Here is a 13,707-nt window from a genome sequence, read left to right as displayed (position 1 = left end):
GGTAGGAGGGGGGCGGCTCGCCGGCCCGGGCGGTGTTCAGCCGCGACGCGGGAAGCCGCCTCGTGCTCGGTGCCTTCCTCCACGCCGCCTGCCGGGCGACTCGGCTCCGGCGGGAGCGCCAGGGTGCGCGGAGCGCGTCGGTGCGTCGTTGAGGAGGACGGCTTGCCAGACCTGCTCCTGCAGCTTCCGGATGCAGGAGCCGCAGGCGTACATCGGTGCCTGGACACCGGCCACGTTCACGGGACCGATCCACAGGACGCGGGTCCACCGCCGGCCGCAGTAGAGCCAGCAGGAGCCGTCGACCCACCGGTTTCCGTCGTCGGTGGCCGCCGGGGCGGGAAGCCCGCCCCGGGCGAAGTCGGGGATGCCCGGTGCCGCCCTGTGTGGCCCGGCCGGTTCCGGAAGCACGGTGCTCCCCCCGGGGGTCAGGTGCCCTGGGTGGGCACGGGGCGGGACTCGTCCTTCTCGGAGTCGGCGAAGAGGAGGGTGGGCTCGGAGAGGATGTCGCGGCCCGCCTCGCTCTTGTAGATCTCGTCGACGCTGCCGAACCGGGCCTCGGAGTAGTCGAGTTCGAGGAGGGCGGCGGCCTGGCGGACCGATGCCTCGTCCGGGCCCTCGATCTCGACGAAGGTGGGGAGGTCCGGCCAGGTGTCGAAGTCGAAGACGACCTCGCCCAGGCTCCACTCCTCCCGGTAGTTCTCCTGGTAGCGGACCTCGCGCAGCCCGATGCGGCGAAGGATCTCGGCCATGGCGTGCAGGTCGGCCACCTCGGTCTCGACCTCGGTGGTGCCGTCGATGGTGGTGGCGTCGGTGACCTGCTTGAGCGTGAGCGTGGACCGGGTGCCCTCGTTCCGCAGGCGGATCCAGGCGCCGACGTCGAGGGCGTCGTTCTCGAAGATCTTGCGGGTGAGGAGGGTGCGCGGGAGCACCTGGACGGCACCGAGCCGGGTCAGCCTGGTCTGCAGGTCGGTGACGTCGACGGCGAGGAACTTCGCTTCGTACTCGTGCTTCATGAGTCCTTCTTCCCGTAACGGTGGGAGGGGCCGGGCGTACGGGCCGCGAGGATCAGACCCATGCGATGGGTGTGGTCCTGGAGCCGGCCGACGTGGGCCCGTTCGGTGAACTCGTTCGTGCGCAGCGTGAGCAGCACGTTCCAGTCGCCGATGAAGTGGCGCCGGAGCCTTTCCGGGGACGTGTAGTGCTCGACCAGGTGGTGGCGGTGCTCGACGGGCATCATGAACTCCGCGCCGAAGAGGCCGCCCGGACCGACCAGGCGCTGCATGTGGTGGACGAACTCGGCGAGCGGGCGGTGGTGGTTGGCACTGTAATGCCAGGAACAGCTCGTCCAGACCGCGTCGCAGGGCGTGCCCGGCGGTTCGTTCTGGAGGAAGTCGCCCTCGACGACCTGCACGCGCTCGTGGAGCTCTTCAAGTTCGAGCCGGTCGGTCAGGCCCATCGCGTGGGTGTGCTCCTCACCCGGAAGGCGGACCTCGCCGCCGTGCAGGGCCAGCGGGTCGCGTTCGATGGCGATGACGCGGTAACCGGCGGCTGCCAGCGGCAGGACGAACTTGCCGTCGCTCGCGCCGACGACCGCGACGGTGGCATCAGCGGTGATGTGCTCCCTCAGCGCGGCGAGGAACTGGGGGAAGAAGGTGAGGGTGTGCTCCCACAGGCTCTGTGTCCGCACGGTGGTGGGCTCCTTGCGTGTCGAAGGTGAGGATCGCCCGGAGGACTTCGTCGGGGTCGAGGCCGGTGGTGTCCACACGGTGCATCGGGAACCGGGCGTAGGCGGCGGTGAGCCGGTCGACGGTGGCCTCGGCGAGAGCGTCCCAGTGGGTCACCGGCTTGTCCCGCCCGGCCAGGCGCCGCCGGCGCTCGTCCTCTCCGCAGACCAGGTGGTAGGTGACGGGCTGCGGCAGGTCGGGCGGCAGCGTGATCCCGAGGCGGGCGCCGAAAGCGTGGTGGGTGGCCAGGCAGCGGGCGAAGTAGCTCTCCACGACGACCGGGATGCCGAGGGCGAGATGGCGCCGTATCTCGTCGGCCGCGGTGAACAGCGCGGAGAGGTGGAAGCACATCCGTGCCTCGACGTTCCCCCGCTTGTCCACGTCGCGCCGCAGGCGCTGGTAGGCGGGCGGTACGGTCGGGACCAGCACCGCGCCACGGGCCGCCGCCAGCATCGGCGCGATGGTCGACTTGCCGGTGCCGCGGAGTCCTTCGAGGCTCTCGAACAGCGGGCGGTCAGACACGGCCGTACACCACGTCCGGCACCGCGAGGGCCAGTTCGTCGGTGGCGGTGGGCCGGTGGACGATGCGATTGGCGAGCTTGTCGTACCAGAAGGCGTGCGCGTCCCTGCCGACGGCCTTGCAGGACATAGTGAGCGCACCGCGCGGGTCGGCCTCGATCCGCTCGATCTCGGACGGGCCGCCGACGGGGGCGCAGACCTCCGGGGCGCCGTGCTCGGACAGGTCCTCGTCGACGACCACCTCGATGGCCGGCTGGGCCTCCCGGAGCCGCTCGCGCAGGCGGGCGTACGCGGCGGGTTCGGTGACCAGGAGCTCCGGGTGGGCGGCGGCGTTGCCGACCGGACGCAGGCAGTGCAGCTTCAACTGCCGTACCCCGAAGTGTTCCAGGACGCGGGCCAGCGGCAGTACCTCGTCGATGTTGCGGGAGGTGACCGTCATGGTCGCGCCCGCGGGGACGCCGAGTTCCCGGGCGAGGTCGAGCGCGTTCAGCGCACTCCGGTAGCTCCCGGACCTGCGGATGTGGTCGTTGGTCGAGCCGACACCCTCCAACGAGACCCGCAGCAGGTCCAGGTGCGGGGCGATCTCGGCCAGCCGGCGCTCGATCCGGTAGCCGTTGGTGCAGATCTCGACCCGCAGGCCCAGCTCCTGCCGGGCGTGCCGGACCACCCGGGCGAGGTTCCTGTAGACGAACGGCTCGCCGCCGAGGAGGGTGACGGCCTCGGTGCCGTACCGGTTCCGCATGAGCGTGAGGAGGTTGGCGGCCTGCTCGGCGGTGAAGGCGTCGGCGTGCTGGAGCCGGGTGCCGTGGAAGCAGTGCAGGCACTCGAAGTTGCAGCGGTACAGCAGCTGCAGGTACAGCATCCGGATCCTGCGGATACCGGTGACTTCCGCGATCACGTGGGCCTCCTCCGGCCAGTCGCCTGGTTGGAGACCCGATGGTGGCGGAGCGTACGGGGACCGCGTCACCGCGTATCCGGACGCTCCGAGGACGTCCCGGGACGTTTTCAGCGCGCCGCGAAGGACTCCAGGATCCTCAGGAGGTCCGCGGTGTCCGACAGGTCGGGCAGTACGACGGACGCGCCAGCGGTGATCAGCTCCTCGGCGCTGTGGATGCCCGAGGCGACCGCGACGATCCCGGAGCCCGTGGTGAGCGCGGACTCCACGTCCCGTGGCGTGTCACCCACCAGCACCACGGGCACGTCAGGGCGCACACCGCGAAGAAGGCGGGCGCGCTCCCGGGCGACGGCCACGAGGCCGGGGCGCTGGAGCGCGTCGGCACCGTAGGCTCCGACCGACAGGTCGAGCAGAGGGTCGAGGTCGAAGGCCGACAGCTTCACCCGGGCGTTGGCCGCGATGTTCCCGGTCAGGATCGATGACACCCAACCGTCCTGTACCGAGACGGCCTTGAGCGCGTCCCGCACGCCCGGCAGAGCCGTCCCACGCCTGCGCAGCTCCTCAAGCCGCTCCTGGCCGGCGAGGGCGAGGGCGGCCTCGACGGCGGTCCAGTCCGGCTCGGGCAAGCCCTCGCGCAGGAACATCTCCCGCATGATCAGGCGGTCCGTGCGGCCCTCGGTCCGTGCCGGTCCGGTCGGCGGGCGGCCTGCCAGCGCCGAGAACGCGGCCGCGTAGATCTCCTTGCTCACCCCTGCGTTGTCGATGAGCGTGTGGTCGATGTCCCACAGGACGATGAGCTGCATTCCGCCAGGGTAAGCACCCGGGTGCGGCGCCGGCCTCGCAGGAACGTCCCATAACGTCCTTGCCCGACCACGCCCGCCTCGGCTTCCATGGACCCTGTGAACGAGCGACTTCACTCCGTACTCGCCCAGCGCGGCGTCCCGCCCGAGTCGCTTGCCGAAGCCTGCGGGGTGGACCCCAAGACCGTCAGCCGCTGGCTGGGCGGGCGCGTACCCCATCCGCGGCACCGCTTCCGTGTCGCGCAGCACCTGCGGGTGGAGGAGACGTTCCTCTGGCCCGCCCCGCAACCCCGGACCGGCCGCCCCGCCGCAGGATCAGGCGCCGAACTCGTCGGCACCTACGCCAACCGCGCCAGCGTCCCCCGCGAGATGTGGCTCTCGCTGCTTCGGGAGGCCCGGAAGGAGATCGGCGTACTCGTCTTCTCCGGCACCTTCTTCGCCCAGTCCAACCCGCACGTCGCCAAGATGCTCGCCGAGCGCGCGGCCGACGGGGTACGGGTCCGCCTGTGCTTCGGCGACCCGGCGGGCCGGGCGGTCGCCGTCCGAGGCCGGGAGGAAGGCATCGGCGACACCCTCGCCGCCAAGATCCGCGCTTCCCTGACCTACTACCGCTCCCTGCTCTCCGAGGAGGGATGCGAGGTGCGGCTGCACGACACCACGCTCTACACGTCGATGTTCCGCTACGACGACCACCTGCTGGTCAACCCGCACATCTGGGGCCAGCCGGCCAGCGCCAACCCCCTGCTCCACCTCAGGAGAGTCGACGCCTCCGGGTGGTTCGACAACTACGCTCAGAGCTTCGACGCCGTCTGGGCCGGTGCCCGGCCCTGGACGCCCGACCAGGAGGGGATGGCCGCCCATGGGCAGGACTGAGTACTACCACGATCCCGACGCCCCCAAGGCGAACACCCTCATCCCCGCCAGCAACCTGCTCGTCGTCGACGCGGACGGCGCCATCCTGCTCCAGCGCCGCCGCGACACCGGCCAGTGGGCCCTGCCCGGCGGCGCCCAGGACATCGGCGAGACGGCCGCCCAGTGCGCGGTGCGCGAATGCCTGGAGGAGACCGGCATCGTCGCCGAGATCACCGGCTTCCTCGGCGTCTACACCAACCCCCACCACATCGTCGCCTACACCGACGGCGAGATCCGCCAGCAGTACGAGACCACCTACATCGGCCGCCCCGTCGGCGGCGAGCCCACGATCAACGACGAGGCCGACGGCGTCCGCTTCGTTCCCCCGGCCGACCTCGACCGGTACGACATCCACCCCAGCATGCGCCGGCAGATCGGCGACTACCTCGCCGGCACCTACCCCCGCCTGGACTGAGCTGCCAGCGCATCCTCCACCCGCTCCACCGCGGCGAAGATCTCCGGCGCCGCCCGACGGATGAACCGCCCCACCACACTGTCGTCCCCGTAGCGGCCCCGGATCTCGGCCACCCGCTCCTCGGCGGTGGTCCGCTCCCCGTCGGGCGTCGTCGTCATGTCGCAGTAGACCAGCGCGTCCACCAGCAACTGGTCCTCCAGCAACGGGAACTCCGCCTCCAGCACCTCCCGCAGCCCGCGCTCCTCGGCCTCCAGCAGCGCGAACGAGTGGTTCGCCACCAACCGCACCAACTGCTCGCCCGCACCATGCTCATCACGCAGGAACCGAGCCCCGTCCAACGGATGGAACCCTGTCTTCGTCAGCCGTGGCGCGTATCCGACATCGTGCAGAGTGGCAGCAGCAACGAGCAGGGATGCCCCCTTGCCGAGTGCCTGGCTTACTTCGACCGCGCGTTCGGCCACTCCTCGCGTATGTGCCCACCGTCGTGGAAGCGCAGTGCTGAGTTCGGCTTGCGCTACCTGCGTCGACCACTCCACAGCCAGATCGCCCATATCGCACTTCCTGCCCTGGAGGGTTCCTGGCCACGCCACGCTGCACACCCTGTGACTCAGCGGCGTATGTGTCATGTCTCGTGAAGCTGATTGGCAGCTCTTCACAGAGATCACCTACGCCCGACAAGCCCCTTTCGGTAGCATGCTCCGAACCGGGGGGCCGGCTGATGTGGGGCGATTAGTAGCGCACTCAACACGTGAAGCCCGAGAAGTCCTACCACATGCGGCTCCCCCGGAGCACAGAAGAATCGACCGCACAGGACTGACCGGATGCACCGGGTACGGAGCGTGAAGATGGACTTCGACGTCGCCGCTCCCGACCCTGCCGGCATGGTGGCGTCGCTCAGTTCGCTCGGCTACTCGCTTCCTGCCGCCATCGCAGATCTCGTGGACAACAGCGTCTCGGCAGAGGCCAAGAACATCGACATCGACTTCACGTGGGACGGACAGAGCTCCTGGATCGCGGTGACGGACGACGGTAAGGGGATGACGGAACCCGAACTGGTGACCGCCATGACGGTGGCTGCCCGCGGTCCGTCCGCCGAGCGGAGCGCCACGGATCTCGGTCGTTTCGGGGTGGGGTTGAAGTCCGCCTCCTTCTCCCAGTGCCGCAAGCTCACCGTCGCCACAGTCAGGGACGGGATCTGGCACATCCGAACGTGGGACCTCGGTGTCGTTGAGCACTACAAGGAGTGGCGGCTTCTCCGTGACCCCGGCGGCACGACCACGTCCCTACTGCGTCGTGTTACGGGAAGCATGCAGCACGGGACCGTCGTCCTGTGGGAGCAGCTCTCCGGCTACTACAACACCGCCGTGGCCGGTGATGACGAAAAGACACAGGCCCAGTTCTATGCCGAGGCAGAACGTACCGAAGCCCACCTCTCAATGGTTTTCGCCCGTTTCCTGCAGCCCCCGGCCCGGCGCCGGATCCGGGTTCGCGGCTCCGACCTCTCCCCGTGGGACCCGTTCCTGTCCACGCACCCGTCGGTACAGCGGATTCCCTGGGAGCCTCTGCCACTGGGATCGGAGTCGGTTCGTGTGGAGCCCTTCGTCCTCCCGACGGCACAGCGTCTCTCGAAGGCCGAGTACGAGTCGGCTGCCGGGCCCAGGGGATGGCTGGGGCAGCAGGGGTTCTACGTCTACCGTCGTGACCGCCTGATCCTGGCTGGCGACTGGCTGGGGATCCGCGGCCTGCGGCGCGAGGAGAAGTACAACCTCGCGCGGATAGCCGTGGACATCCCGGCGGAGGCCGACGCTGACTGGGGCGTGGACGTGCGCAAGGCGAGCGTGGTTCCCCCCGTCTCCTTGCGTCGTCACCTGGAGAGGATCGCCAAGCACACCCGCGAGATGGCCGCCCGTTCCGCACGACAACGTGGTCAGGTGGTCTCACGGGCACACGGTGACCCGCTGAAGTTCGCCTGGAACGTGAAGCGTCAAGATGGCCGAATCCTCCTGCGCGTCAACAGAAAACACCCCCTGGTGAAGGCAGCACTGCACGGCCAGGGCTGCAGTCCGGACGTTGTCCGCTCAATGATCCGCCTCCTTGAGGAAACGGTCCCGGTAACGGCGCTTCGCGTGCTTCACGAGACCGACACGGTCGACGACCCCGAGCCCTTCGGCGGTCCGGGGCCGGCCACTCCGGAGACCGTCGGCATCGCCCGCCAGGTGTACGAGGCACTCGTGGGGCAGGGCCGCTCCCCTGAGGACGCCCGGGAAGTGCTCAGCTCCATGCCTCCCTTCGACGAGCAACAGGGTTTCTGGAACTCCTGACCAACCTGGTAACTGCCTACTCCCAACCGACCGGCCGCTGGAGGTCGCTGTGAGCACCGCCCCCGAAGACAGTCTCGAAAAGGCCGAGCAGACCGCGGTGCTGCTCCTGCCGGGCGACCGCCAGGCAACGCCGGCCGAGGTGGACTTCGCCGTGAACACCGCAGTCAGCATCCTCGCTGCTCAGGGGATCACAGTGGAGCGGGACCAGGTGCGGAAGGTGCTCGAGGCTCGGGCTTCCGTGTTCCAGGCCGATTCTTCCGCGATGAAGAACGACGAGGGCCACGTCCCCTGGCTCGCCGACGCGAAGGCCGACCGGAAGTGGGACTTCTGGGACCGCTACCGGCGCTACCTCCTGAGCGTCTCCAAGCTTCCGACGCAGGTCGTGCGCCGACTCGACCAGAGCACCGACGACGTCCTCGGCGAGCTGGAAGACCCTCAGCGGGAGGGCACCTGGCGCCGGACCGGGCTCGTGATCGGACAGGTCCAGTCCGGCAAGACAGGGCAGTTCATCGGGCTCGCCGCGAAGGCGGCCGACGCCGGTTACCGGCTCATCGTGGTGTTCGCCGGGATCCACAACGATCTGCGCAGTCAGACCCAGCTCCGTATCGACGAAGGGCTCCTCGGGTTCGACACCCAGTACCAGTTCCGCTCGGATGACGACGCGCACCGTCATATCGGTGTCGGCGCGATGTCGCACGGCAAGCGCCTGAAGGCCGCGTCGCTCACCACCAGCCACGAGAAGGGGGACTTCGCCCGGAAGACAGCGGTCTCCGCGAACGTCCCGGTGGGTAGCGTCCCGGTGGTCCTCGTGGTCAAGAAGAACCGCCGGATCATCGACAACCTGCGCGACTGGGTAATCGACAACCACGGCGTGGAGGAGCCGGAGACCGGCCGGATGGTCGTTCCCGACCTCCCCTTGTTCGTGATCGACGACGAAGCCGACAACGCCGGGGTGAACACCTCCAAGGACCCCGACACCAACCCGTCGGCGATCAACAAGGCCATCAGGCGGTTGGTCAACAGTTTCACGAAGGCGTCCTACGTCGGCTACACCGCGACTCCCTTCGCGAACATCTACATCAGCCCCGACACCGACCATGACGAGCTGGGCCCCGACCTCTTCCCGGAGAGTTTCATCCGCGCCCTGCGTGCGCCGTCCAACTACCTCGGTCCGGAGCGTCTCTTCGGTCTGCAGACCGACGGCGACGAGGAGGACATCGAGCCGCTGCCGCTCATAAGGCATATCAAGGACACGGACCTCTGGGTGCCGGACAAGCACAAGTCCCACCACCAAGTGCCCGACTTCCTGCCCAAGTCGCTACAGCGTGCCCTCCGGTCCTTCGTCCTGGCCTGCGCGGCACGCCGAGCACGCGGACAGGTCGCCGTACACAACTCCATGCTGGTGCACGTGACCCGCTTCACCGCCGTACAACAGCAGGTCCGCGATCAGATCGACGCCCACGTACGTCTGCTCTTCGACGTCCTCCAGGACAGGTTCAGCAGTGCCCGTGAAGAACTCGAGGAAGAGCTGCAGCTGCTGTGGGAGGAGGACTTCGTCCCCTGCACCGAGAACATGACCGGGAACAGACTCGACTGGGAGGACGTGGAATCCCATCTCCACGCCGCTCTCGCGAAGATCACCGTCATGGCCGTCAACGGTGCGGCGAAGGATGCCCTCCAGTACTACGAGCGCCGGGAGACCGGTCTGTCGGTCATCGCCGTCGGCGGCGAGAAGCTCTCCCGCGGTCTGACCCTCGAAGGGCTGTCGGTCAGCTACTACCTGCGTGCCTCCAAGACGTACGACACCCTGCTGCAGATGGGCCGCTGGTTCGGTTACCGCCCCCGCTACGAGGACCTGTGTCGGCTGTACACGACACGTACGCTGCAGCGCCAGTACGCAGAGATCACCGCAGCCACCGACGAACTCCGGCGCGACATCGAGGAGATGTCCGCGGTGGGACTCACCCCACACGAGTACGGCCTCAAGGTCAGGACCTCGTCGCTCGGCCTGGGCATCACGGCCTCCAACAAGATGAGGCAAGGCACGCGTGTCCGCCTCAGCTACTCCGGTGAGCTTCCCGAGACGACCATCTTCGACCTGTCCGAGAAGGTGGTTCGCCACAACCACGAGCTTCTCGGGTCGTTCATCGCACGCCTCGATGTTCTCTCCACCGGGAAGGTGGACAAGCGGAGCGGGAGCATCACCTGGGGTGGCATCGCGGCCTCGGATGTCACCGAGGGTTTCCTCGACTCCTACCTCACCGACCGACACGCCCAGCGGGTTCGTCCGGCCTTCATCGCGGAGTACGTACGCCAGTGTGCCAGGCAGGGCGAGCTGGGAAACTGGACGGTCCGCCTCGCCAGCCGACTGTCCGAGGGAGAAGCGGTCGAGATCGCGGGCCATTCCATCGGTCTCATCACACGCAGCCACTCCAAGTCTTCAGAGGTCGTTCCCGGCCGTTACACGATCAAGCGTGTACTCAGCCCCGCCGACGAGCTCTGCGACCTGACCGAAGAACAGTTCAATCATGCGTTGAAGGCCACGAAGGAGGCCGCGAAGGGGAAGCTCAACAGGAAGGGTGAACCACTCGACCCCGACACCCCCCGCGGTCGGCCTCTACGTCATCAGCGCCGTGCTGACCAGCCGTTGCTTCTGCTGTATCCCCTCAGCCCTGCCGAGGTGGCCAAGTCGTCGGGGAACCCCGAGCCGGTCGCTCCCCTGGTTGGGTTCGCCATCAGTTTCCCCTTCTCCCGTCACCAGTTGAAAACCGAGTACGTGGTCAACGACATCTGGTTCAAGCAGGACATGGAGTTCGACGACTTCGAGGACGAAGAGTGATCGACGAGAGCGTATGGCAGGAGCTGGAGGTCCATCAGCAGACCCCGGGCAGGTCCACCAGGCGGCTCCACCCCGATTCCCCGCACGACATCCAGGTGTCGGTGACGCACCCCGCTCTCCGGCGGATGCTGCTGCTCGGCACCGACGCCAGGACCGCCGACACCGTACGGCAGGAGATTCACGAGCTGCCGGCCACCCGTGGCCTGCAGCTGAACCTGTCGTCGGTGTCCGGCAACCACTACGAGCTCCAGGTCGTGCTCACCGACGACGAACTCACGGAGGTGTTCTCTCCCCTCGTCACGGACATTGCGGACGTGGTGCGAGACGCACCGACCACCGAGACGGCGGCGGAGGCCGCGGTTCGCCGCTACGTCCGATGGCAGCAGCTGCTGCGCTCCGTGTCGCGCGAGGGTCTTTCCCGGCAGGCCCGGTGCGGCCTGTTCGGTGAACTCCACTTCCTCCTCGAGTACGTGCTTCCGGCTGTGGACCAGCACACGGCCGTCAGCTCCTGGACCGGCCCCCGGCAGACGAACCAGGACTTCCAGTTGCCCGGCGCCGCGGTCGAGGTGAAGACGACCACAGCTCGCTCACCCCGGACGGTCCAGATCGCGAGCGAGCGGCAGCTGGACACGGCCGACTCGACGCCCCTCGCGCTGGCTCACGTCGTCCTCGACGACCGGCAGCGAGGGCTCGGCAGGAGCCTGAACGCCTTGGTGGACGAGATACGGGCCCGTCTGACCTCGCCGTCCGCCTCCCAGCGCTTCGAGAGCCTGCTGGTCCAAGCCGGTTACCTGCCGAACCAGCGGGACCTCTACGACCACGATCGCTACACCCTGCGTCGCAGCGAGTTCTGGACGGTCGGGGAGGGTTTCCCCAGAATCGTCGAGGCCGAACTGCCGCCCGGGGTAGGCAACTGCACCTACACCATCGACGTGTCGGCCTTGGTCGCCCACAGCGTGACCGCCGAAGCACTGGTCGATCTGATCCGAGGAACCAATGGCTGAGCACGACCTCTACGAGTACTCACGCGCCCTGGTCACCGACATCCAGGCGCTAGCGGATGCCGAGGGCGGCTCGATCCCGAACACGTTCACTCAGCACGTACTCGAGATCCTCGAGGAAGCCGGTGTCGTCACCGATGCCGCACTCGCGTACCACTCCTCCCGGGGACTGGAGATCTACGGCTACGGTCTGCCCGAGGACGGTTCCAGCCTCGACCTCTACACCACGGACTTCAACCTGACCCCGTTGAGCAGCAAACTGACCAAGGCCGAGTCCGACAGGCTGTTCCGCAGGCTGTTCGCGTTCCTGGGCAAGCACGAGACCATCCGCCCCAACCAGGAGGACAACACCGATGTTCACGACATGTGCATCGGTGTGGAGAAGGCGCTGTCGAGCGTTCCGAAGATCCGCCTCTTCCTCCTCAGCAACAGGGTCAGCACGACGAGCGCCCCGGAGCCCAGGGAGTTCGAGGGCATCCCTGTCACGCACGAACTCTGGGACCTTGCGCGGCTCCACAGGCACGAGACCTCCGGGAGCATCGGCGAGCCCATCAAGGTGGCCTTCGACCGGCCCCTTCCCTGCCTGGCAGCACACAGCGACGAACCGAACTACTCGGTCGTCCTGGCCGTCATCCCCGGCCGACAGCTTGCCGAGCTGTACAAGGAGCACCGGACCCGGCTGCTCGAACTCAACGTCCGGTCCTTCCTCCAGACCCGCGGCGCCGTGAACAAGGGCATCCGCGACACCCTGCTGAACGCTCCGGGCCGCTTCCTCGCCTATAACAACGGCGTGACCGCCACCGCCTCGGACGTGGACTTCGAGACCGACGAGTTCGGCAGTCCCGTCGCCATCAGGAGCATGACCGGCCTCCAGATCGTCAACGGCGGTCAGACCACCGCCTCGCTGCACCACGTCCTGACCCGTGACAAGCGGGACCTGGACGGGGTTCATGTGCAGATGAAACTCACGATCGTCGATCCCGCGCACCTGTCCGAGATCGTTCCGAGGATCTCCCAGTACTCCAACACCCAGAACAAGGTGACGTTGGTCGACTTCAGCTCGAACCACGAGTTTCACGTCGCCTTCGAGCGCGTCTCCCGCAGCCTGTGGGCCCCTGCGACCGACGGCAGCGGTCAGGAGACGCGATGGTTCTACGAGCGGGCACGGGGCCAGTACACCGACAAGTCCGCCGAGTACGAGACCCGTGCCGCCCAGCGCAAGTTCAAGCTGATCACGCCGAGCCGGCAGAGGTTCAGTAAGTCCGACCTGGCCACCTTCATACACTCTTGGGAGCAGCTCCCGTACTGGGTGAGTCGCGGCGCCCAGAAGAACTTCGCGCACTTCATGGAGCGGATCGAGAAGTCCGATCCGGTCGTGGACGTGCAGTACTGCAAGCGCGCCATAGCCACCGCCCTCCTGTTCCAGGCTGCCGACCGGATCGCCCGTGCGCACTCGGCCGGCAGCCACAAACGGCTGATCACGACCTACACGGTCGCCCGGCTCTCTCTCGCCGCCGAGAAGCGGATCGACCTCGACCGGATCTGGAACGAGCAGGGCACCACGGACGCACTGAGGGGCGCCCTCGACGAACTCTGTCCCTTGGTCATGGAGACGGTGATCTCCAGCGACCGACACGTGTCGGAGTGGGCGAAGAAGCCCGACTGCTGGGACGAGGTGTCCCGCATCCCGTGGACTCTCCCCGCCGCACTGGCCGCCGAGCTCACAGCCGAGCCCTTCGAGATCGCCTCTCTCGAGAGCACAGAGTCCGACGAGGCCGAAGCCGCCGTTGAGGCCATCCCCAGCGAGGAGTGGCGGGCTCTCGCGGACTGGGCCCGCGAAGGCCGGGTCCTGCGCTCTGTCGACAGACAGCTCGCCGACCGTGTCGCGCAGCGTCTGTCCCAGGGGCGACGGGTCGTCGGGGCCCAGGCAAGGCAGGCGATGGAGGTCTACGAAGAGGCCCTGCGGCAGGGATTCCACCCCGTACCCGTCAGCCTCGACCAAGAGACTGCATGAGCGCGGCAGTCCCGGAAGAGCTGGGGCTGCCGTTACAGGGTTCCCTCGCCCAGCAGGTCGTTGATCGCATCTTCTGCACGCCTCAGTGCGATGCGTCCGTCTCCGTCGCTGAACGCGACAAGTGCGGCGCCTGGTGCAATACCGGCTTCGGCCAGCAGGCCGATCGGCAGCTCGACACGGCCCTGGTCATCGACACGGAGTTCGGCTGGTTCTCGGAGCATGAGGAGAGTGTGGCACTCTCCGTCTCGGAGGGTTGGAAAGGCTAAA

13 protein-coding genes are annotated in these 13,707 nt (G+C 67.8%); 7 read left to right on the top strand and 6 right to left on the bottom strand.

The features are described 5' to 3' along the window. Positions 1–425: 425 nt before the first annotated feature. The 5 genes from ACLIYP_RS03465 to ACLIYP_RS03445 all read right to left on the bottom strand — a co-directional run bounded on the left by ACLIYP_RS03465 (position 426) and on the right by ACLIYP_RS03445 (position 3,941). Positions 426–1,013 (bottom strand): class IV adenylate cyclase, encoded by a 588-nt coding sequence (locus ACLIYP_RS03465; RefSeq protein WP_101258372.1) that lies wholly within the window; start codon positions 1,011–1,013, stop codon positions 426–428. Beyond that, positions 1,010–1,687 (bottom strand): class I SAM-dependent methyltransferase, encoded by a 678-nt coding sequence (locus ACLIYP_RS03460; protein ID WP_101258371.1) that lies wholly within the window; start codon positions 1,685–1,687, stop codon positions 1,010–1,012. Before ACLIYP_RS03460 ends, ACLIYP_RS03465 begins: the two co-directional genes overlap by 4 nt. Continuing rightward, a complete protein-coding gene (locus ACLIYP_RS03455) occupies positions 1,605–2,246 on the bottom strand; it encodes an AAA family ATPase (RefSeq protein ID WP_412711656.1) in 642 nt (213 codons plus the stop codon). Before ACLIYP_RS03455 ends, ACLIYP_RS03460 begins: the two co-directional genes overlap by 83 nt. After that, a complete protein-coding gene (locus tag ACLIYP_RS03450) occupies positions 2,239–3,141 on the bottom strand; it encodes a radical SAM protein (protein ID WP_412711655.1) in 903 nt (300 codons plus the stop codon). The genes ACLIYP_RS03455 and ACLIYP_RS03450 overlap by 8 nt, the downstream gene beginning before the upstream one ends. 107 nt (positions 3,142–3,248) lie before the next feature. Beyond that, positions 3,249–3,941 carry an HAD family hydrolase gene (locus ACLIYP_RS03445; protein WP_412711654.1) on the bottom strand — a complete coding sequence of 231 codons (693 nt, stop codon included), beginning with the start codon at positions 3,939–3,941 and terminating at the stop codon, positions 3,249–3,251. Between the two features lie 96 nt (positions 3,942–4,037). Here ACLIYP_RS03445 and ACLIYP_RS03440 point away from each other — a divergent pair, with 96 nt between their 5' ends. Together ACLIYP_RS03440 and ACLIYP_RS03435 are read left to right on the top strand one after the other, a co-directional pair. Beyond that, positions 4,038–4,811, top strand: a complete 774-nt coding sequence (locus ACLIYP_RS03440) for an XRE family transcriptional regulator (RefSeq protein ID WP_412711653.1) — start codon at positions 4,038–4,040, stop codon at positions 4,809–4,811. Then, positions 4,798–5,265: an NUDIX hydrolase gene (locus ACLIYP_RS03435; RefSeq protein WP_412711652.1), complete on the top strand. Its 468-nt coding sequence runs from the start codon at positions 4,798–4,800 to the stop codon at positions 5,263–5,265. Before ACLIYP_RS03440 ends, ACLIYP_RS03435 begins: the two co-directional genes overlap by 14 nt. Here the strand turns inward: ACLIYP_RS03435 and ACLIYP_RS03430 are convergent. Then, positions 5,247–5,816: an HD domain-containing protein gene (locus tag ACLIYP_RS03430; RefSeq protein WP_412711651.1), complete on the bottom strand. Its 570-nt coding sequence runs from the start codon at positions 5,814–5,816 to the stop codon at positions 5,247–5,249. The genes ACLIYP_RS03435 and ACLIYP_RS03430 overlap by 19 nt on opposite strands. A gap of 294 nt (positions 5,817–6,110) precedes the next feature. On the opposite strand from ACLIYP_RS03430, the gene ACLIYP_RS03425 reads away from it, so the two are divergent. Genes ACLIYP_RS03425 through ACLIYP_RS03405 form a run of 5 tightly spaced genes read left to right on the top strand, consistent with a single transcriptional unit; the run spans position 6,111 to position 13,706 of the window. After that, entirely contained in the window at positions 6,111–7,586 is a 1,476-nt protein-coding gene (locus ACLIYP_RS03425; protein WP_412711650.1) for an ATP-binding protein, read from the top strand. A gap of 49 nt (positions 7,587–7,635) precedes the next feature. After that, positions 7,636–10,425, top strand: coding sequence for a Z1 domain-containing protein (locus ACLIYP_RS03420; RefSeq protein WP_412711649.1), 2,790 nt, complete (start codon positions 7,636–7,638; stop codon positions 10,423–10,425). Beyond that, entirely contained in the window at positions 10,422–11,429 is a 1,008-nt protein-coding gene (locus ACLIYP_RS03415; RefSeq protein ID WP_412711648.1) for a PD-(D/E)XK motif protein, read from the top strand. The genes ACLIYP_RS03420 and ACLIYP_RS03415 overlap by 4 nt, the downstream gene beginning before the upstream one ends. Next, positions 11,422–13,440 (top strand): AIPR family protein, encoded by a 2,019-nt coding sequence (locus tag ACLIYP_RS03410; protein WP_412711647.1) that lies wholly within the window; start codon positions 11,422–11,424, stop codon positions 13,438–13,440. The genes ACLIYP_RS03415 and ACLIYP_RS03410 overlap by 8 nt, the downstream gene beginning before the upstream one ends. After that, complete coding sequence (locus ACLIYP_RS03405) at positions 13,437–13,706, top strand: hypothetical protein (protein ID WP_412711646.1); 270 nt, start codon at positions 13,437–13,439, stop codon at positions 13,704–13,706. The genes ACLIYP_RS03410 and ACLIYP_RS03405 overlap by 4 nt, the downstream gene beginning before the upstream one ends. Position 13,707: the final 1 nt, after the last annotated feature.

Source organism: Streptomyces nanhaiensis, from assembly GCF_046614825.1.
Classification (GTDB): Bacteria; Actinomycetota; Actinomycetes; order Streptomycetales; family Streptomycetaceae; genus Streptomyces; species Streptomyces radiopugnans.
The sequence above is the reverse complement of the archived record's forward strand: the minus strand, read 5'-3'. Positions and strand labels throughout refer to the sequence as shown.

Coding starts and splice junctions, on each gene's coding strand:
- ACLIYP_RS03430 (WP_412711651.1), bottom strand. CDS start 5,816: ATGGGCGATCTGGCTGTGGAGTGGTCGACGCAGGTAGCGCAAGCCGAA.
- ACLIYP_RS03425 (WP_412711650.1), top strand. CDS start 6,111: ATGGACTTCGACGTCGCCGCTCCCGACCCTGCCGGCATGGTGGCGTCG.
- ACLIYP_RS03405 (WP_412711646.1), top strand. CDS start 13,437: ATGAGCGCGGCAGTCCCGGAAGAGCTGGGGCTGCCGTTACAGGGTTCC.
- ACLIYP_RS03465 (WP_101258372.1), bottom strand. CDS start 1,013: ATGAAGCACGAGTACGAAGCGAAGTTCCTCGCCGTCGACGTCACCGAC.
- ACLIYP_RS03435 (WP_412711652.1), top strand. CDS start 4,798: ATGGGCAGGACTGAGTACTACCACGATCCCGACGCCCCCAAGGCGAAC.
- ACLIYP_RS03410 (WP_412711647.1), top strand. CDS start 11,422: ATGGCTGAGCACGACCTCTACGAGTACTCACGCGCCCTGGTCACCGAC.
- ACLIYP_RS03445 (WP_412711654.1), bottom strand. CDS start 3,941: ATGCAGCTCATCGTCCTGTGGGACATCGACCACACGCTCATCGACAAC.